The organism is Streptococcus suis (assembly GCA_022354845.1).
Classification (GTDB): Bacteria; Bacillota; Bacilli; order Lactobacillales; family Streptococcaceae; genus Streptococcus; species Streptococcus suis_AA.
In genome coordinates this window covers 1,005,229-1,025,229 of record CP031970.1, presented here as the reverse complement: position 1 = coordinate 1,025,229, position 20,001 = coordinate 1,005,229, and the positions used below count along the sequence as shown (strand labels likewise).

Annotated in this window: 21 protein-coding genes and 1 pseudogene; 14 read left to right on the top strand and 8 right to left on the bottom strand. The window is 40.3% G+C overall.

The features are described from left to right. Window positions 1-64 precede the first annotated feature (64 nt). The 13 genes from D2A30_05405 (at window position 65) to D2A30_05345 (ending at window position 10,177) form a co-directional block, all read left to right on the top strand. Window positions 65-892, top strand: a complete 828-nt coding sequence (locus tag D2A30_05405; protein ID ULL21058.1) for an alpha/beta hydrolase — start codon at window positions 65-67, stop codon at window positions 890-892. Window positions 893-923: 31 nt separating this feature from the next. Then, window positions 924-1,670, top strand: a complete 747-nt coding sequence (locus D2A30_05400; GenBank protein ULL21057.1) for an esterase — start codon at window positions 924-926, stop codon at window positions 1,668-1,670. A gap of 17 nt (window positions 1,671-1,687) precedes the next feature. After that, window positions 1,688-2,854: an ATP-grasp domain-containing protein gene (locus tag D2A30_05395; protein ULL21056.1), complete on the top strand. Its 1,167-nt coding sequence runs from the start codon at window positions 1,688-1,690 to the stop codon at window positions 2,852-2,854. A gap of 138 nt (window positions 2,855-2,992) precedes the next feature. After that, entirely contained in the window at window positions 2,993-3,133 is a 141-nt protein-coding gene (locus D2A30_05390) for a hypothetical protein (GenBank protein ID ULL21055.1), read from the top strand. A gap of 12 nt (window positions 3,134-3,145) precedes the next feature. Beyond that, entirely contained in the window at window positions 3,146-3,535 is a 390-nt protein-coding gene (locus tag D2A30_05385; GenBank protein ULL21054.1) for a NisI/SpaI family lantibiotic immunity lipoprotein, read from the top strand. A gap of 8 nt (window positions 3,536-3,543) precedes the next feature. After that, entirely contained in the window at window positions 3,544-4,296 is a 753-nt protein-coding gene (locus D2A30_05380; protein ULL21053.1) for an ABC transporter ATP-binding protein, read from the top strand. After that, window positions 4,297-6,267: an ABC transporter permease gene (locus D2A30_05375; protein ID ULL21052.1), complete on the top strand. Its 1,971-nt coding sequence runs from the start codon at window positions 4,297-4,299 to the stop codon at window positions 6,265-6,267. 90 nt (window positions 6,268-6,357) lie between these two features. Continuing rightward, complete coding sequence (locus D2A30_05370) at window positions 6,358-6,597, top strand: antitoxin (GenBank protein ID ULL21051.1); 240 nt, start codon at window positions 6,358-6,360, stop codon at window positions 6,595-6,597. Further along, window positions 6,587-6,844 (top strand): type II toxin-antitoxin system RelE/ParE family toxin, encoded by a 258-nt coding sequence (locus D2A30_05365; GenBank protein ULL21050.1) that lies wholly within the window; start codon window positions 6,587-6,589, stop codon window positions 6,842-6,844. Before D2A30_05370 ends, D2A30_05365 begins: the two co-directional genes overlap by 11 nt. 40 nt (window positions 6,845-6,884) lie before the next feature. After that, entirely contained in the window at window positions 6,885-7,550 is a 666-nt protein-coding gene (locus tag D2A30_05360) for a DNA-binding response regulator (protein ID ULL21997.1), read from the top strand. Further along, window positions 7,547-8,488: a sensor histidine kinase gene (locus D2A30_05355; protein ULL21049.1), complete on the top strand. Its 942-nt coding sequence runs from the start codon at window positions 7,547-7,549 to the stop codon at window positions 8,486-8,488. Before D2A30_05360 ends, D2A30_05355 begins: the two co-directional genes overlap by 4 nt. Before the next feature lie 61 nt (window positions 8,489-8,549). Further along, window positions 8,550-8,654: a hypothetical protein gene (locus D2A30_05350; GenBank protein ULL21048.1), complete on the top strand. Its 105-nt coding sequence runs from the start codon at window positions 8,550-8,552 to the stop codon at window positions 8,652-8,654. A 14-nt stretch (window positions 8,655-8,668) separates the two neighbouring features. Further along, window positions 8,669-10,177 (top strand): phosphomannomutase/phosphoglucomutase, encoded by a 1,509-nt coding sequence (locus D2A30_05345; protein ID ULL21047.1) that lies wholly within the window; start codon window positions 8,669-8,671, stop codon window positions 10,175-10,177. 277 nt (window positions 10,178-10,454) lie between these two features. Here the strand turns inward: D2A30_05345 and xerS are convergent, their stop codons facing one another. The 8 genes and pseudogenes from xerS to D2A30_05305 all read right to left on the bottom strand — a co-directional run bounded on the left by xerS (window position 10,455) and on the right by D2A30_05305 (window position 18,131). Further along, window positions 10,455-11,525, bottom strand: coding sequence for a tyrosine recombinase XerS (gene xerS / locus D2A30_05340; GenBank protein ULL21046.1), 1,071 nt, complete (start codon window positions 11,523-11,525; stop codon window positions 10,455-10,457). Window positions 11,526-12,141: 616 nt separating this feature from the next. Next, window positions 12,142-12,246, bottom strand: a pseudogene (locus tag D2A30_05335) (glycosyltransferase family 2 protein). Between the two features lie 71 nt (window positions 12,247-12,317). Beyond that, window positions 12,318-13,058: a DUF3307 domain-containing protein gene (locus D2A30_05330; protein ID ULL21045.1), complete on the bottom strand. Its 741-nt coding sequence runs from the start codon at window positions 13,056-13,058 to the stop codon at window positions 12,318-12,320. A gap of 4 nt (window positions 13,059-13,062) precedes the next feature. Then, entirely contained in the window at window positions 13,063-13,731 is a 669-nt protein-coding gene (locus D2A30_05325; protein ID ULL21044.1) for a DNA-binding protein, read from the bottom strand. Between the two features lie 185 nt (window positions 13,732-13,916). Then, the gene (locus tag D2A30_05320; GenBank protein ID ULL21043.1) at window positions 13,917-15,371 is read right to left on the bottom strand and encodes an alpha-amylase; all 1,455 of its coding nucleotides are present in this window, start codon (window positions 15,369-15,371) and stop codon (window positions 13,917-13,919) included. 36 nt (window positions 15,372-15,407) lie between these two features. Next, entirely contained in the window at window positions 15,408-16,982 is a 1,575-nt protein-coding gene (locus D2A30_05315) for a signal recognition particle protein (GenBank protein ULL21042.1), read from the bottom strand. A gap of 12 nt (window positions 16,983-16,994) precedes the next feature. Further along, window positions 16,995-17,336 (bottom strand): putative DNA-binding protein, encoded by a 342-nt coding sequence (locus D2A30_05310; protein ID ULL21041.1) that lies wholly within the window; start codon window positions 17,334-17,336, stop codon window positions 16,995-16,997. Between the two features lie 96 nt (window positions 17,337-17,432). After that, a complete protein-coding gene (locus tag D2A30_05305; protein ULL21996.1) occupies window positions 17,433-18,131 on the bottom strand; it encodes a GntR family transcriptional regulator in 699 nt (232 codons plus the stop codon). A gap of 272 nt (window positions 18,132-18,403) precedes the next feature. On the opposite strand from D2A30_05305, the gene D2A30_05300 reads away from it, so the two are divergent. Beyond that, window positions 18,404-19,954, top strand: a complete 1,551-nt coding sequence (locus D2A30_05300) for a glutamine-hydrolyzing GMP synthase (GenBank protein ULL21040.1) — start codon at window positions 18,404-18,406, stop codon at window positions 19,952-19,954. Window positions 19,955-20,001 lie beyond the last annotated feature (47 nt).

The following is a 20,001-nucleotide window of genomic DNA, read 5'->3' as shown; positions in this document are numbered from 1 at the left end:
AATTTTCAGAATATTTCATAAAAACTATGATATAATACTTAAAATACCTATGAAAGAGATTACTATGAATAAGTCTTACTTTTATTTGGACATGAAAACACATGAATTAGAAGTTCCCTTCACAGGGAGGAACCGTCGTGTCCGTGTATTGTTGCCTAAGGGATATGCTGAAGATACGGAAAGGACCTATCCTGTTGTCTATTTCCATGATGGACAAAATGTTCTCTATAGCAAAGAAGCATTTTCAGGTCATTCTTGGAAAGTTATTCCAACGATCAAGCGCAATCCAGATATTAGTAAAATGATTGTGGTGGCAATTGATAATGATGGAATGGAACGGATGCATGAGTATGCAGCTTGGAAGTACAGTGAAACAAGCATCCCAGGTGTTCAATTTGGCGGGAAAGGGATCTTGTACGCCGAATTTGTCATGGATGTGGTAAAACCCTTTATTGATAAAGAGTACCGGACCAAATCCGACAAGGCACATACGGCTATGATTGGTTCGTCATTGGGTGGCAACATCACGCAGTTTATGGGATTAGCCTACCAAGATCAAATTGGCTGTTTAGGCGTCTTTTCATCTGCTAACTGGCTTCATCAAGATGCATTTGATCGTTTTATTGAGCGTAAAAAACTAGACCCAAGTCAACGAGTTTACATTTATGTGGGTACTGAAGAAGCTGATGATACTGACAAAACATTGATGGCAGGCAATATCAAGCAAGCTTATATCAATTCATCATTGACCTATTATCGACAGTTGATCTCTGGTGGAGTTCATTTGCACAATTTAGAGTTAGAAGTGATTTCAGGTGCGGTACACAACGAGGAGGCTTGGGCCTTATACTTACCAGATTGTCTACGTTTTTTAAGTGAACATTGGTCATAAATCAAAAAAATATAAAAAGGAGGACGTCATTATGCATGTCGAATTTTTAAGTCATTGGTCAGGAAACCTTGGTCGTGAAATGAACTTGAATCGTTATGGTCACGCAGGTATTCCGGTGCTCGTTTTTGCTTCATCAGGTGGTTCCTACAATGAATTTGCTGATTTTGGTATGATTGAGGCTTGCCGCGGGTCTATCGAAGCAGGTCATGTACAATTTTTCACCCTTACCAGCTTTGATAATGAAAGTTGGTTGGCTGATTGGAAATCCATTCATGATAAAGCAGAAGCTCACCGTGCCTATGAACGCTATGTGATTGAAGAAGCGATTCCATTTATTAAACATAAAACTGGCTGGTTTGATGGTATGATGGCAGCTGGTTGCTCAATGGGAGCTTATCATGCACTCAATTTCTTCTTACAACATCCAGATGTTTTTACAAAAGTCATTGCACTTTCTGGGATTTACGATGCACGATATTTCAATCATCATCAAGATTATGGAAATGATGAAGTTGTTTATCAAAACTCTCCAGCAGACTATATTTGGAATCAACATGATGGCTGGTTTATTGATAAATACCGCCAAGCGGATATTATTGTATGTACCGGTCTAGGTGATTGGGAACAAGATGGTCTGGACTCATTCTACAACCTAAAACGCGCATTTGAAGAAAAAAATATTCCTGCTTGGTTTGATACATGGGGTACAGATGTAACCCATGACTGGGTATGGTGGAGAAAACAGATGCCATTTTTCCTTCATTCGATTGGATTATAAGCTAGAAAGGACCTTTTATGAATTATCTCGTCATTTCCCCTTTTTATCCTGAAAATTTCCAGCCATTTACTATTGAATTGGCAAAAAAAGAAGGCGTTACTGTTCTTGGTATTGGACAAGAGCCTTATGATCAGCTCTCTGAAGAACTTCGTAATGCCTTAACAGAATATTTCCGTGTTGAAAACCTTGAAAATCTTGATGAAGTCAAGCGTGCAGCGGCTTTCTTAATTTATAAACATGGTCCAATGGATCGGGTAGAATCTCATAATGAGCATTGGTTAGAGACAGATGCAGCTCTTCGTGAACAATTCAATATCTTTGGGGCTAAGCCAAGCAATCTTAAAAAGACGAAGTTTAAGTCTGAAATGAAGAAATACTTTACAAAAGCAGGTGTTCCTGTAGTTCCAGGTATGGTTGTAAAAACTGAAAAAGATATTGAAAAAGCTGTGAAAAAGATTGGTTTCCCACTGATTGCTAAACCTGACAATGGGGTGGGAGCATCAGGAACCTTTAAGCTGACAAAGAAAGCCGATTTGGAAGACTTTAAAACAGCCTGGGATGGTCGTACAGCTTATTTCTTTGAGAAATTTGTCAATTCAAGTATCATTACAACTTATGATGGCTTGATTGACAACAAGGGAAATGTTGTATTTGAAACAGGATTAACTTATGTACATACCCCTTTTGAATTGGTACAAAGTAAAAAAGATAATGCCTATTACATTGAAAAAGAGCTTGACCCAAAATTGGTATCCTACGGACGTGCCGTTATCAAAGCATTTGGCATGAAAGAGCGTTTCTTCCATATTGAATTTTTCAAGGATGGTAAAGATTATATTGCTATTGAGTACAATAACCGTATGGCCGGTGGCTTTACAGTAGAATCTTATAACTATGCCCATTCAATTGATCTTTTCCGTGATTATGCCAATGTTGTTTCTGGAGGTTCAGTTGAGGAACGGCGTTTTGAACCGCAATACTGTTTGGTAGCAACCCGTCGTGATGCAACAGATTATGTCCACTCCTCAGATGCCATTCGTGATCATTATGCGGATAAGCTAAAAACAGTAAAACGTATGCCTGATGCCTTCGCAGAATTGCAGGGAAATGATGCCTATCTACTTGTAACCAAAAGCAAGGATGAATTAGATGAAATGATTGCCTTTATTGGGGAAACAAAATAGACTAGATTGAAAGATGCCAGAAATGGTGTCTTTTTTCTTTCCTTACAAAGCTGTAAGTTTTTAAATCAAAACTGTAAGTGAGCGCAAGCGGAATATTTTCTATAATAGACTCATAAGAAATAGAAAGAAGGAAATCATATGTCATTCAAATTTTTACAAGCAAAGAGAATAGAAGAAGAGGTATTCTCAGAAGTAGAAAAGGCTGAACTCCTGGAACTGGCAGAATTTTTAGAGGGGCTAGCACTTGATTTGCAAACGATACGATTTATGGCATACTAGAGGGAGGAAACTATGAAAAAGAAAGTATTTGGTTTGCTGGCTTTGGGCAGTATAATGCTAACTGCTTGTTCTTCCTCTTCAGCAGGCCTTAGCTTTAATGAGGGCTATCAGACTTTCCATTACAAAGAAAAAGACTATGCCGTTAGCAAACAGGAAGTTGCCGAAGATAGTATTCAAGGAACAGAAGTTAAGTTTATGGAATGGCCCGTTGTCAAAGAAGAAGGTGCAGTGAAAAAGACAGTCTCCTTGAACAATCTATATGTAACTACTAGCAAGGAATGGGCCATCGGTGTCCAAGATAGTTATTACAAGGTAGATTCAGAAGAAAATATTGCTGAGTCAGACCGAATCGACTATCAAGCATTACTTGATACAGTTGATTTTTCCAAAGTAAACAATTAGGAGTTTGTATGATATTAGAAATCAATCATTTAGAAAAAGTTTACCGCACGCGCTTTTCAAAAGAGGAAACTCGTGCTTTGCAAGATGTGGATTTTAAGGTAGAAGAGGGCGAATTCATAGCTATCATGGGGGAAAGTGGTTCTGGTAAGACGACTTTGCTTAACATTCTAGCAACCCTGGACAAGCCGACGAGGGGATCTGTTATCCTCAATAATCAAGATATTACCAAAATAAAGGAAAGCAAGCTAGCCGATTTTCGTTTGCGTAACCTGGGCTTTGTCTTCCAAGATTTTAACCTCTTGGATACCCTGTCTACCCAAGATAATATCTTTTTACCTCTGGTATTGGCGCGTGAGAGCTATGAGGAAATGGCGAAACGGTTGAAAGTATTGGCACCAAAACTGCGGATTCAGGACTTGTTGAAGAAACGTCCCTTTGAACTATCTGGTGGACAAAAGCAGCGCGTGGCCATTGCCCGTAGTTTGATTACCCAGCCCCAGATTGTCCTAGCGGATGAGCCGACGGCTGCCCTAGATTATCGCAATTCGGAAGACTTGCTGAATTTGTTTGAAGACATCAACCTAGATGGACAAACCATTCTCATGGTAACTCACTCAGCCAACGCAGCCAGCCATGCCAAACGCGTCCTCTTCATCAAGGATGGTCGGATTTTCCACCAATTGTACAAGGCAGGCAAGAGCAATCAGGATTTTGCCAAGGAAATTTCGCTCAATATGTCTGCACTTTTAGGGGGTGAGTAAATGTTTTACCTCAAACTTGCTGGGCAAAATATCCGAAAATCCATGGGTGTGTTTGCTCCTTTTATTTTAGCCAGTCTGGTCCTCTTTACCTTGATTTGTTCCATGTTCCTGCTCATGCTGAGTCCAGTTATGAAATCCATGGGAACAGGTGCCGTGTCTATCGGGCTAGGTGTCGTTGTATTGACCATTTTCTCGCTGATTATGGAAATATATAGCTTTAATTTCCTCATGCAACAACGGACTAGGGAGTTCGGTCTTTACAATGTGCTGGGGATGAACAAGAAGAAGGTGGCCTTGGTTGCTAGTATTGAATTGTTTTTCATCTTCGTCTTGGTCATTGTGCTGGGTTCTGCATTAGCTGGTGTATTTGCCAATGTTCTCTACTTAATTTTTGTGAATCTGACCAATTATAGTGACTTACACTTTAGTATTTCACCTCTGGCATTTGCCATGACCGCCTTTCTCTTTGCAGTTATCTTCTTCATCTTGGAATTACTGGCCATTCGGACTATTGGTAAGACGAGTCCGCTGATTTTATTCCGAGCTAGTGAAAAGGGGGAGAAGGAGCCAAAAGGCAATGTCCTTCTGGCTGCCCTCGGTGTCCTTAGCTTAGGTGTTGGCTACTACCTGTCACTTTCATCGAAAGCAGCAGGGTTAGCTGTCATCTATCGTTTCTTCATTGCTGTGCTTTTTGTCATTGCGGGTACCTATCTGTTTTACTTCAGCTTTATGACTTGGTATTTGAAGGCCCATCGGAAAAACAAGCGGTATTTCTATACGCCAGAGCATTTCATTACCACATCGCAGATGATTTTCCGGATGAAGCAACACGCAACGGGTTTGGCCAATATCACACTACTTTCGGTCATGGCCTTTGTGACCATTGCGACAACGACATCACTCTATACAGGTATGTCCAGTATGACAAGTAGACTTTATCCAAAGGAAACATCCATTACCTATCCTGTTTCGGATAGAAGCCAAGGTGAAACTGTCTATCAGCAATCGGTGCTCAGCCATTTTCCAGAAAAAGCCCATGACAGCCTATCCTACCTGACCTACCAAGCTGGTTTGGTCTATGATGGCGGCGAAGAGATTGTCATTAGCCCGGTAACCATTTCCAATCCAGATTTTTCTAAAATTGCCTTTACTTACTTTATCACGCAAGATGATTTCAGGAAATTAGGCAATGACCTTCCAGAGCTTGCTGCTAATCAAGTCGCCTTTATACGTCCGAGCGAGAAACCATCGTTGAAGAAGCTTGTTCTGGGCGTGCAAACCTTTGAGAATGTAGCCAATCTTGATAAAGTAATTTTCCCAGACATCACAAATACGCTCAATGCAGCTGTCATAGTGGTTAGCGATGATAGTGTTCTGGAAACTGTTCGTAGTTACTATGAAGCAAATAATCCGCAAGGTTATCAGGTTAGTCTGGACTACCGTGTCTTTACTGATATGACCAATGAGGAAGTGGCCACTCTTGGTGAGCAGGCAGGCGATGCCTATAATATCAGCGATGCTAATGGAGAATTTATTGGATACGTCATGCAAAAAACAGACTTTAATAATATGATCATGGGCTTCACAGGTGGCTTCCTCTTCACAGGTTTCTTGTTGGGCATTAGTTTCTTGCTGGGTGTTGCCTTGATTATCTACTACAAGCAGTATTCGGAAGGGCATGAGGACAAGAAATCCTATAAGATACTTCAAGAAGTGGGGATGAGCCAGAAGGCTGTCAAGAAAACGATTAACTCCCAAACGCTTTTGGTCTTCTTTATGCCATTGGCTATGGCAACCTTGCACTTTTTCGTCGCCCTTGTCATGCTCAAGCAAATGTTGATGGTGTTTGGTGTGGTTTCTTCAAGCATGATTTACACGGTTAGTGGTATTACATTGCTTGCAGTTGCCTTGTTCTACTTTATCATTTACAAGTGGACCAGCCGAACCTATTATCGTATTATTGAACGATAGCAGAAGTCTCGCTTATGCGAGATTTCTTGCTTTTTTAGGGAAGTGGTGTTACAATGGTAATACCAAAGGAATGCTAGAAGAGGTGAGAAAATGGCAGCTATTACATTAAAAGTTTCTGAGCAAGACAAGCTATTTATGCAGGCTATGGCAAAGTTTGAAGGTGTCAGCTTGTCAGAACTCATCCGGACTAAAACCCTTGCAGCTCTCGAAGATGAATACGATGCCCGCGTGGCAGATATTGCTTGGGCAGAATACCAAGCTGACTTGGCGAATGGAATTGAGCCGATAACACTAGAACAAATGGCTGAGGAGTTGGGCATTGAGTTATAAGGTTATTTTGTCTGCTAGGGTTCAAAAGCAAATTCGAAAAATGGATAAAACGGCTGCAAGTTTGATTTTGCGGTATCTTTATAAGCATATCGACGGGTGCGACAACCCTAGACAATACGGAATAGCCTTAACTGCCAATCGTTCTGGCCAATGGCGCTACCGTATCGGCAATTACAGGGTTATCGTCAGTATTGAAGATGACAAAGTGATTATGACAAGCATAAAAATGAGAAATGGAAGTATGTAGAAGCCAAGACTTGTGTCCTGGCTTTTACAGAATGAAGATGATGAAAAAAGAGAAGATTTATATTGTTGAAGACGATGAGATGATTGTCCTACTCTTGAAGCAGCATTTGGGAAAATCTTATCTAGTTGAAAGTGTGCAGAATTTCCGAGCTGTCAGTCAGGAAGTGGCGGAAATCAAACCAGACTTGGTACTGATGGACATTAACCTACCTTATTACAACGGATTTTACTGGACGACAGAAATGCGTAAAACCATGACCATGCCCATTATCTTTATCTCCTCGAGCGATGATGAGATGAATGCGGTCATGGCTATGAATATGGGTGGCGATGATTTTGTTTCCAAGCCTTTTTCACTGGGAATTTTGGATGCCAAAATTGGTGCCTTCCTGCGTCGGGTCAATCAATTCAGCAAATCAACTGACTTGTCTATCGACCAATTCCAGCTTAGTTTGGACGGAAGATTCTCAAGCGAATTGGAACAGGTTCAATTGTCTCCTACAGAAACCAAGATTTTGACTGCCTTGCTAAAAAGACAAGGGCAGATTGTCAGTAAGGAAGAACTCTTGGAAAAACTCTGGGAAAATGAAGAATTTATCGACCAGAATACGCTCAATGTAAACATGACCAGACTGCGTAAGAAGGTGAGCGAGGTCGGTTTTGAACGTATTCATACCGTTCGTGGCGTGGGGTACTTGGTCAAATGATAGCAAAATTTATCCGTGAATACCGGAGTTTTTACTTCTCCTACATTGTTCTGGCTACTAGTTTTATCTTGCTCTTCTTTCTCTATCAACTGCCCACCGAATTCCTGCAAAACGCTCTATTATTGTCCCTAACCCTTATCATCCTACTGACAGTTGGCCTGTTCTGGAAGTTTCGCAACCGCATGAGGGCCTTGGAAGACTATATCCTTGAAGAAGCTTTGCCCTTGCTAAATAAGCCTGTGGACCTTGCCTATCTCAACTTAATTGAAGCGGAAAAGGAGGCGACACGGGAGCAGCTTTTAGTCTATAAGTCACGAGAGGAGGATCTGCAAGCCGTGGTCAAAATGTGGTCCCACCAGATGAAAGTGCCTCTGGCTGCCATGTCTTTGATGAGCCAGACTGACAATCTCAACCAGCAGGATGTCGATCATCAGCTCTTACGCTTGGACAATTATATGGCAAATCTCCTCAATTACCTCAAACTGACTAACCATGCCAGCGATTTTCGATTTGAGCAGGTGGAAGTAAGAGAAGTAGTGGTCGATTTGGTCAAAAAATACCGCAATCAGTTCTTGCAAAAAGACATTTCAGTGACCATCGATGGAAATTGGCTACTGAAGACCGATAAGAAATGGCTTAGTTTTGCCATGTCACAGATAATTGACAATGCCCTCAAGTACAATAAGACTGGTGGTAAGGTGGCCATTGAACTGAATAAGGGAATTTCCATTTCCGATACGGGAATTGGGATTCTGGCAGAAGACCTTCCTCGCCTGTTTGATGAAGGTTTTACAGGTTTTAATGGCCGTGAACACCAAAAAGCGACAGGATTTGGGCTGTATCTGACCAAGCGGATCTTGAATCAGTTGGAACTAGCTATTTCCGTGGAAAGTCAACTGGAAGTTGGGACAACTGTAAGCATCACTAAAGTACAGTAAAAGCTGTGCTTTTTTCATTTTGAAACCGCTTTGAAAATATGATATACTCAATTTGTAGTCAATGAAAATCAAAATCAGACTAGGCGACGAAGATGCGGATAGAACTGAAGTTCATCAAATCAAGTCAACTACGTCTGCTTTTGATTTTCGAAGAGTATTAGTTTGAATTAGGAGGTTACTATGTCCCACCATCACGTCTTGCAAAATGGATCAGATATTCGTGGAATTGCTATCGCTACAGACGAATATGCTGTCAATCTCACTCCACAAGCCACTAAGGAAGTGGTTCGCGGACTTATTCATTGGCTAACTCAGAAGCCAGAACTGGCGCAGTCTTATCAAAATGGCCAATTGACCATCGGTATCGGTCGAGATAGCCGCCTCAGCGGTCCAGAGTTGGTTTCAGCCTTTACAGAAGAAGCCGTTCGTCTGGGGGTTCAGTTGCTTGACTTTGGCATGGCCACCACGCCAGCTCTCTTCATGAGCACCCAGTATCCGCAGTTCAAGTGCCACGCTGGTGTCATGATCACTGCCAGCCATCTGCCGTATTACTTCAACGGCATTAAAATTTTTTCGGAAAATGGCGGAGCAGAACATGAAGATATTGACTTCATCCTCTCGCATAGTGAAGACTTGCCGGCTTCTTCCCTTGGAAGTATCACCAGTGTAGACCTGATTACGCCTTATGCCCAAGACTTGGTCGGTAAAATTCGTACCGCCTGTGGTGGACAAGAAAAACCACTGACAGGTCTCAATATCATCGTCGATGCTGGAAATGGTGCAGGCGGATTTTTTGCTGAGAAAGTTTTGGCAGAATTGGGAGCAGATACCACTGGTTCACAATTCCTAGACCCAGACCGCACCTTCCCAAACCATGTTCCAAACCCAGATAACAAGGAAGCTATGGAAAGCATTCGTCAGGCTGTATTGAAGCAAGGTGCAGACCTTGGCATTATCTTTGATACCGACGTTGACCGTGCCGCCCTGGTCACCAAGTCAGGTCAAATCCTCAACCGTAATAACCTGATTGCCGTTCTCAGTCAGATTGTCCTCGCTGAACATCCAAGAACCAGTATTGTGACCAATTCCCCAACGACTGAACACCTTAAGGTCTTTATAGAAAGCCTGGGAGGCAAACAAATTCGCTATATTTCAGGCTACCGTAATGTCATCAACCGTGCTATTTTAGCAAACCAAGAGGGAGTTGATTGCCAGTTGGCTATCGAAACCTCAGGACACGCTGCCTTTAAGGAAAATTACTTCCTTGATGACGGAACCTATGTGGCGGCTAAGATTCTCATGCTCTTACCAAAACTGCAAGCGGAAGGCAAGTCCTTGGACGACTTGATTGCCCAGCTTAAACAACCGCTGGAAACCCAAGAAGTACGGTTCAAACTAGAAGCGGCAGACTATCGAGCACTTGGTGAACAGGTGATTGCTGACCTCCGCCAAACCAGCCTCGAAGGCTTTGTTTTTAACCCAGATAACGAAGAAGGAGTGCGGTTTGACCTAACTGAGCCTTATGGTGACGGCTGGCTCTTGCTCCGTATGAGCCTCCACGAGCCCCTCTTGGTCTTGCAGGTGGAGAATGACCAGACTGGCTATATTCCTGCCGTTTTACGAACACTTTCAGCCTTTTTGGATAAGTACCCAGCTGTCAATCAGGACAAATTGAAAGAATTGATTTAATGGAAAAAGGAGTGGGAGTGGGGAAGAACTCGACAAATAAAAAGGAGTTCGTATCCCCACCCCCGCACAGCTCAAACTGTCTGGGAGACAGTTTGAGGTTGGAAATGGAGCGAACTTTGTTCGCAACAGTCGTAATGGTCGGATTTGTAGTGTGAAACACGAACAAATCTGCCAATCAACCACTGTGCTGAGATGTTGATTCAAACTTTGAGTAGTGGAGTTGGATTTGATTCCAGCTCTTTTAATATTTTGTTTACATAATTAATATTACGTAACACTATAATTGATCAAGAGCATTTTTCTGCTCATCGTTGACGATATGAGTGTAGAGGTCAGTGACCTGGGTATTGGCGTGACCCAGCTGATGACTGACCAGAACTTGTGACTTGGTGGCATCATAGAGTCGCGTTGCTAGCGTATGACGAAGTTTGTGTGGAGTAACACGTATCTTAAAGTCTGCAGAATACTTAGCCACCATTTTTTCAATAGAAGAAGCATCGATTCGATTTGGCAAACCACGATATTCAGATAGGAAAAAGGCTGTATCTGTTTTTTCTGCCTTGTAGCGTTGCTGACGGATGCTCATATAGGCTTCCAGATAGGACTTAGCAAACCCAGCCACATTGACCGAGTCCCGTTTACCACCTTTACGGGTTACTTCGATAATCATCATATTGAGATTTACATCTCGAAGATCCAAATTCACCGCTTCTGACAGACGGACGCCAGAAGCCAAGAGAAGTGCCAGAATCGCCAAATCCCGCTCCTTATTTTTCTGGAAAGAGGAGAGGGCCCGGTTGGATAACTTGGCTTGGTATTCATTGTCTACGTACTCCAAAAACTCAATGGTTTCATCTCCCAAAAAGAGCTTCTGCTTGATGTTCTCCGCCCTTGCCGCCAAAGTTTCTTTCTTTTTTTTAGTGGAAACTTTCTTCATGACATTGCGGTAGAAGTAGGGCTCGCCCTGCTCATTTTCCACTTCTTCGGTTAAATACTTGAAGAGACTAGAAAGAGCCGAGAGGGTACGGTTAATGGTGGTCTGCGACACACCATTCTGCGAGGTATTGGCGTTCAGCAGGGGACGCTCCCGCAGATATAGAATAAAGGACTCCATATCTTTTTTTGTCAAATGTTCCAAAACATCCAGCGGAATGTCAGTAATCCGTTCAACAGACACCAAATTCGAATCTTGTAGCCACTCAAAGAATCGACGATATTCTTTCAGATATTCGTACAAAGTTGTAAAACTGTAGGGCACAGACAACTTTGACTGATAATATTCCAGAACATACCAAGGCATAATTTCTTTTAGTTGATCAATTTTTTCCAATAATAACTCGCGTCTCATCATTTTCTCCTGATTTTATCTATATGAGTAGTATAGCATAATCTTGTGTATGTTTCAAGAAAATTATAGTTTTTCGGAAAGATGTACAGGGTCTTTTATGATCTTTTTGTAATTGATAGCCCTCATATCTACTTAAGTTAAATTCCAAAGGAAATGTTTACCTTTGGAATTTTGAACAGCAACTAAAAATACAGGATCTGTCACTTAGACAAGACTCCTGTATTTTTTTAAATTATTCTCAGTTAATCTAATTGTTCAATCTTTTCTGAGCCTTTTCCCCAATAATACCCTTGTTGACGGTATAGACCAAATTTTCTCATCCATTTCGCCTTATTCACTGTATCGATTTTCACAACCACAATACTAATCTCTTTAGAGTAAATTTTATTTATTAGTCTCACACAATAGGCTAAAAATACAATATTGAGCCATGATAAAACATTGTTCCTATAGGTAATCTTGATTCCGTTATAATAGCTTCTATATTTATTATAAAGAAATTATGTATTATTTCCTTCTGTAAAATCATCAATTACAATTTTATAGTGATATTGTTTTATTTTTTTTAGGATGTCATGCAAACTATCTAATAATTCAGGGTTCCTAGTTGGAAAGTGTTGTGTTGACCATCTGCATCAATTGTTACGACTGCTTCTACTGATTTCAGATGATCCTTAATAAATTTGAATCCTGTTTTGAGAGCAAAACCTTTTCCCTCATTTTTATCGTTATGTATATAATTAGTTATCTAAAAAACTTTACATAACTAATTGTATGTAAAGTTTTAAAAATTTATATTACTAATAAAATATAAGCAAGTAGGACACTAATGATACTAAACAGTGAACCAATCAAATAGTATTCAGCAAAGGCTTGGCTTTTGGATATTTTATCATAGCGTGCGATGGATTTTGCAGTAAATACTAAACCAATAGCTGTAAATTGCCCCATGAGTAGAAAAATCCCCATAATCAAGCGTTCTAATTGGCCAATCAAGGCACCTGCACCTGTCACAGTCAACTCTTCTTCTCCTTCCGTTACCTGATATTTGTTGAAGAAAAGTTTAAAAACAATATTCACCGGCTTAGTAATCAAAATGATAAATAACAACTGCAATAATAGACTATTCGGCTCACTCCAAAATGAATAGGCAGAACTATTTACCTCAATTGTTTGATATAAAATGATGATACAGAAAATATGCAATAGCTGATCAATGACGAAGGTATTTCCGTCCCATTTTTCTTTTATCCAGCCATGTTTACTGAGGAAATGCTTACAATAATCAATTGCTAGGTGACTTAGCCAAACTTGAAAAAAAAGATCCCCATTATTAATTGGCAATAAAATAGCCAGAATAGATAGTGGAATTCCAACCACTGTTAGATGGAGGACGAGTGCTAAAAAATTCGTTCTTTTGGCATTTGCTAATTGTTGGCTTTGAAATGTAAAATCACTTAAGAAATGAGCAATCAACAAGGCTGTTAAGATTGGTTCTTGAACCAAGTAATGTGATAATACGGGTACGTACATGCTGTTACCCCTCTTTCTGACAAAGTTGTAGGATTAAACTCATCACCATTTGGCGATTCCGAAAATATAGTTTTATTCCACTAGATTTTACACGTTTTGTAAACGCGCTTGGAGTCAATTTCATTTTCTCAGCAATCGGTTTTTGCTTAAAATCTTCACTGTAGATGTTATTACTAATTAACATTTCAAATAAATCAGTTTGTGAATTATTCCAAGAAGCTCTGATAAAATCACTTGAGTTCAGTAGAGAGTTAATCACGCGGTTGATTTGTTTGTATTCAGATGAGAAGGCTATTTGACTAGTGCCGTAGTCGTTATTATCATGAATATAGTCAATTGCTTTTCGAGCTTCCCAATAAGCTGGACCATCAGCTCCGATACTTTGATGTGGATTAATGTCTGTGAGGATTTCTCCTAAGCCAATTCCGAATCGAATTTCTAATTCATTTCTAAAAGCTATTTTTATCTGATCTATCATTAGAAAGATGTGTGGGCTTGGTTTGCAAAGTGCTTGGAATTCATCACCTTTCGTAATAGTAAATGGAGAGGCAAATTCATTTGAAAAAGTATAATTGACACGTTTGATAACATGACCTAACCGTTCCTGAATATTTGAACGATTGTATACCTGTTTTGAGTTGATAATATCACCAATAATTGCTATGTATTGCATAACGTTTCCCTCCTTTTTCTTATTGTGTCCATTATAACAGACATTTCGTTTTGTGTCCATAAAAATAGACATTTTTAATTATTTCCACCATAGTGGACATTTTGTATTTGCTACTACTTCTGCTTCCCCTTGGAACATAAAAAATACTACACCAGTTGAACCGATGCAGCATTTTCTTATTTAATTTAGTCAGATTCAATCCAAACCGATAAGGAACCTGCGTTGACAGGGAAACGCCCCCAACCAGTTTCATTGAGCAAGACTTGGTCTTGTCGATTGCCTGTGGCATCTATAAACATTTTACCAGCATTTAATTGTCCCATATCCATATCTTTGTAGCCTTCATCTGAGTTGCTAATAACTGCTGCCAGGCCTTTAGGATGATCTTGGTCTCCTTGGCAGACCCAACCAATGCAGTTGGGATGATCAAAATAATCAATCTGAGGACCGTAAGTATGGTTTTGTCGAATTCCTAGTAGTTTATCCAGCATATCTTTAAAGGACTCCTGGCCAAATTCTCCAGAAATACCATAATAATCCCCATAAAAAATCGTTGGTAGTCCTTGTTGACGCAGAAGAATGAGTGCATAGGCAGCTGGCTTAAACCATTCAGCGATTGTTGATTCTAATGCCTGTCCACGTTGAGAATCATGATTATCGACAAAGCTAACCGCAAAGTTTGGATTTGATTGGACAAGACTACCATCAAAGATGGTTCTCAAATCATAACCAGCTCCGTCAGTGCTAGCTTGGAAAAGATTCATATGAAGGGGGACATCCACCACATCCATTTGAAAATTCGTTTCATTAATGTAATCTAAACTGGCTTCCTGACTGTTTTTCCAATATTCAGCAAAGACATAAAGATTGTCTTTGTATTGTTCTCTGACGTTTTGGATAAATGAGCTGATAAAGTCTTCTCCGATATGTTTGGCAGCATCGATTCGAAAACCATCTATCTGCGTAGTCTCTAAGAACCAACCTACCCAGTCCATTAAATGTGAACTAACTTCTGGATGTTTGAAATCAATATCATTAAACATCAGATAGTCATAGTTGCCATGTTCTCCGTCTACTTGATCTTGATTGGCCCAGCCTTTATTATCTCCAACAATCTGATAGATTCCTGTTTCCTTGTGTTTGGCGTCAAAATCTAGCCCTGTAAAATGATACCAATGCCACTTAAAGTCGTTATAGGTATTATTTCGTCCGGCAAAATCATAACCTGTGTAGCCCTCGATTTCATAAGGCTCTGACAGACTTTCTTGACGATTATCAGGATTCATACGGCGGACTTGGAAACGTTCCAAGTAGTCGCCTCCTGCCTTATGATTTAAGACAATATCTGCTATGGTTACTATTCCCTGCTCCTGAAGAGCCTGGATCGCTGCAATATAGTCCTTTTTCGTACCGTACTTTGTTGGGACGGTGCCTTTTTGATCGAATTCTCCTAAGTCAAAAAGATCATAAATTCCGTAGCCGACATCCTCTTTTCCTGTTGCTTTAAAAGCTGGAGGCATCCAAATATGGCTGATTCCAATTTCTTTGAGATGGCTAGCATCATTTTTCAAATTTTCCCAGTGCTTGCCATCTGCTGGCAAATACCACTCAAAGTATTGCATCATGGTTGGTCTTGTCATTTCGTAAGTATACTCCTATATTAGATATTAGAAGATTTATTTCCTCTTCTTTTTAGCTTTTTTAATTTTATTTGCTTGACGTTTCATGGTCTGTTTCATGGTAAATTCACCAATTTTGCCTTTCAAACCACCGCCAAACATTTGAGACATATCTGGCATTCCTGCGCCACCCATTAATTGGCTCATATCTGGCATACCAGCTCCGCCCATCATATCTTCCAGAGCAGACATATCCATACCATTCATGTTTGGCATGTTTTTAGGAAGATTGTTTGGATTGATACCCATTTGTTTCATCATTTTGTTCATATCACCAGACATAACTCCCTGCATCATTGACTTAGCCTGGTTGAAATCTTTGATGAATTTATTGACTTCGACAAAGCTATTTCCTGACCCAGCAGCGATACGACGACGGCGACTAGGAGTCAATAAATCCGTATTTTCACGCTCTTCTGGCGTCATTGATGACACAATCGCACGTTTACGGGCAATTTGTTTTTCATCAACTTTTAGATTGGAAAGAGCGGGATTTCCAGCCATACCTGGAATCATTTTGAGAAGGTCTTCCATCGGGCCCATATTTTGAACTTGATCTAATTGGTCAATGAAGTCATTGAAATCAAAGGTATTTTCACGCATTTTTTCAGCGAGTTCTAATGATTTCTTCTCATCATATTCCTTGCTCGCCTTCTCAATCAAGGTCAGCATGTCGCCCATACCAAGAATACGCGAAGACATACGATCTGGGTGGAAGGTTTCGATATCGGTGATTTTTTCACCTGTACCTGTGAATTTGATTGGCTGACCTGTGATGTGACGAACAGACAAGGCTGCACCACCACGAGTATCACCATCAATCTTGGTCAAAATCACACCGGTGATGGACAATTGATCATTGAACTCACGTGCAACATTAGCAGCTTCCTGACCAATCATGGCATCAACTACCAAGAGAATTTCATTTGGTTGAGCAAATTCCTTGATTTCTCTTAACTCGGCCATAAGGGCTTGGTCAATTTGCAAACGACCAGCCGTATCAATCAAGACATAGTCATTGTGATTGACTTTGGCTTGTTCTAAACCTTGACGGACAATCTCAAGAGCTGGAACTTGATTGCCCAACTCGAACACAGGTACATCAATCTGTTGACCAAGTGTCTTCAACTGGTCTATGGCAGCTGGACGATAAATATCGGCAGCAACCAAGAGTGGACGAGCATTTTCTTCCTGCTTGAGTTTATTAGCCAACTTTCCTGTGAAAGTCGTTTTACCAGCCCCTTGCAAACCAGCCATCATAATGATAGTTGGAATTTTCGGAGATTTAATGAGTTCGGAAGTTTCAGACCCCAATACAGCTGTTAACTCTTCATCAACGATTTTAACGATTTGTTGAGCAGGATTCAAGGTTTCAATCACTTCATGCCCAATAGCACGTTCGCGTACTTTCTTGATAAAGTCTTTCACAACTGGCAAGGCCACATCAGCCTCAAGCAAGGCCAAACGAATTTCCTTGGTCGCTTCCTGAATATCACTCTCAGAAATTTTTCCTTTACGACGCAGATTTTTAAAGACATTCTGCAAACGTTCTGTTAAGCTTTCAAAAGCCATATACTTCTCCTCTTAATCTCTATTATCGATACTAGTTAGAATAGCGATTTTCTCCTCTAAGTAACCATCCCCCGGATACCTAGTAAGAATTTCATCAAAAATTTGACTACGCACTACATAATCAGAGTACATATGTAGTTTCATCTCGTAGTCTTCCAGCAATTTTTCTGTTCGTTTAATGTTATCATACACCGCTTGACGACTTACATTGAATTCCTCAGCAATTTCTGCCAGACTATAATCATCTGCATAATACAGCTCAATATAGTTCATTTGCTTATCCGTCAGCAAGGCTGCGTAGAATTCAAATAAAGCATTCATTCGGTTGGTTTTTTCAATTTCCATAAACTTTATTATATCAAAATTTTTATCTTTTATAAATAAGAAAATCCGTCATCTTTTGAAAGAACAAGCGGATTTTTTAAAATATATTACATAATTTAATGTATGTTAATTATTTTCTAAATAAAACTCAAAGCGTTCGCCCACGTACTGGCTATTAACAAATTCAAATGCTTGACCATCTTCCAAATAGGAAACTTGTTTTAAAGCAAGTATAGCCTGATTCTTAGTAATTTCTAAGTACTGAGCAACTTTTTCATTCGCCAAACGAGCAAAGATTGTTTGCTTACTTGTTCCAATACGATAACCATTATCTACTAGTGTTTTGAAAAAATGATTGGTTACTTCTTCTTTTGGAACATTTTTAATCAAACGCTCCGGAATGCTGGCTACTTCATAAACAACCGGTACATTGTCAGCATAGCGAACCCGTTCCATTCGAATGATTGATTCCCCTCGAGACAAACCAAGCTCTTCAATTTCCTTTTCGTTTGGTTTTGTACGAGTGTATGACAAGAGCTTGCTCGTAGGTGTTTTCCCTTGAAGCAGTACCAATTCAGTAAAGGAAGTTGTTCCCCGCATCTTCTCTTGCACTCGAGTGCTGGCTACATAGGTGCCAGAACCCACTTTTCGTTGCAAGACTCCCTCTTCTACTAATAGCGTAATGCCTTGCCGTAAGGTCATGCGAGATACTCCAAATTCTTCTGATAAATCTCTTTCACTCGGCAAGCGCTGACCGATGGTCCAAATCCCCTGGTCAATTTGTTCTTTTATCTTATCATGAATCGTAATATATACTGCTTTCATCTCGACCAACCTTTTTCTTTCTAGTGTACCAAAAATATTCTCATTTGACAAAAATAGACCGATTTTTATGTGGAAAAGTGATACCGCAAACAATAAGAAAGATTTTCCTAAAATAAGCAATGTAAAAAATAGAAAAATACGAACACTTTGTTTTTATAAATTACTCATAGTTTGCAAAACAGATATTTATGAAATATAGTTTGGAAAATGTTCGCTTTTATGATAAAATATGTACTAGTATTTGAATTTATTTCAAAACGAAAGGGTAAAACATGACAAAACAAGATGTCCAAAAAATCATTGTACTGGATTATGGTAGCCAGTACAATCAGCTCATTTCGCGTCGTATTCGTGAATTTGGTGTCTTTTCAGAATTGAAAAATCACAGAATAACTGCCGATGAAGTTCGTGTTATCAATCCAATTGGTATTGTACTTTCAGGTGGTCCTAACTCTGTCTACGCAGAGAATGCTTTCGATATTGATCCAGAAATATTTGAATTGGGTATTCCAATCTTGGGTATTTGTTACGGAATGCAACTCATCACTCACAAGCTAGGTGGTAAGGTTGTGCCTGCTGATGAAGCTGGAAATCGTGAATATGGTCAATCTAACCTACAATTGAAAACCGAGTCAGCTTTGTTTGCGAATACACCAGAAGAACAACTAGTGCTTATGAGCCACGGTGATGCTGTCACAGAAATCCCAGCAGATTTCCATCTTGTTGGTCTTTCATCTGACTGTCCTTACGCTGCAATTGAAAACACGGAACGCCGTATCTACGGTATCCAATTCCACCCAGAAGTTCGTCATTCTATTCATGGCAATGACATTTTGAAAAACTTCGCATTTGGCATCTGTGGTGCACGTGGCGATTGGACGATGGAAAACTTCATAGAAACTGAAATCGAAAAAATTCGTCAAACAGTTGGCGATAAGAAAGTCTTACTCGGTCTCTCTGGTGGTGTTGACTCATCTGTCGTTGGTGTTCTTCTTCAACGTGCTATCGGTGATCAATTGACTTGCATCTTTGTTGACCACGGTCTTCTTCGTAAAAATGAAGGCGATCAAGTCATGGAAATGCTAAGCGGTAAATTTGGACTGAATATTATCCGTGTTGATGCGGCTAAACGCTTCTTAGATTTGCTAGCTGGCGTATCTGATCCAGAGAAAAAACGTAAAATCATCGGTAATGAATTTGTTTACGTATTTGACGATGAGGCGGGCAAGTTAACAGATGTTGAATTCTTGGCTCAAGGAACACTTTATACAGATATCATTGAGTCTGGTACAGATACAGCTGAAACCATCAAATCTCACCATAATGTTGGTGGTTTGCCTGAAGATATGCAATTCAAACTGATCGAGCCACTCAATACATTATTTAAAGATGAAGTTCGTGCCCTAGGTACTGCTCTCGGCATGCCTGACGAAGTTGTGTGGCGCCAGCCATTCCCTGGTCCTGGTCTTGCTATCCGCGTTATGGGTGAAATTACAGAAGAAAAACTCCAAACTGTTCGTGATTCAGATGCTATTTTACGCGAAGAGATTGCCGAAGCTGGTCTAGACCGCGATGTTTGGCAGTATTTCACGGTCAATACTGGCGTACGCTCAGTGGGTGTTATGGGAGACGGTCGTACTTACGACTATACGATTGCTATTCGCGCTATCACTTCTGTCGATGGAATGACGGCTGACTTCGCCAAACTTCCTTGGGAAGTTCTTCAGAAAATTTCTGTCCGTATCGTAAATGAAGTAGCTCACGTCAACCGCATTGTCTACGATATCACAAGTAAGCCACCAGCAACAGTTGAGTGGGAGTAGTTGTAGGAGAGCTAGAAATCCTCTTATACCAAGGGTTTCTGGCTCTT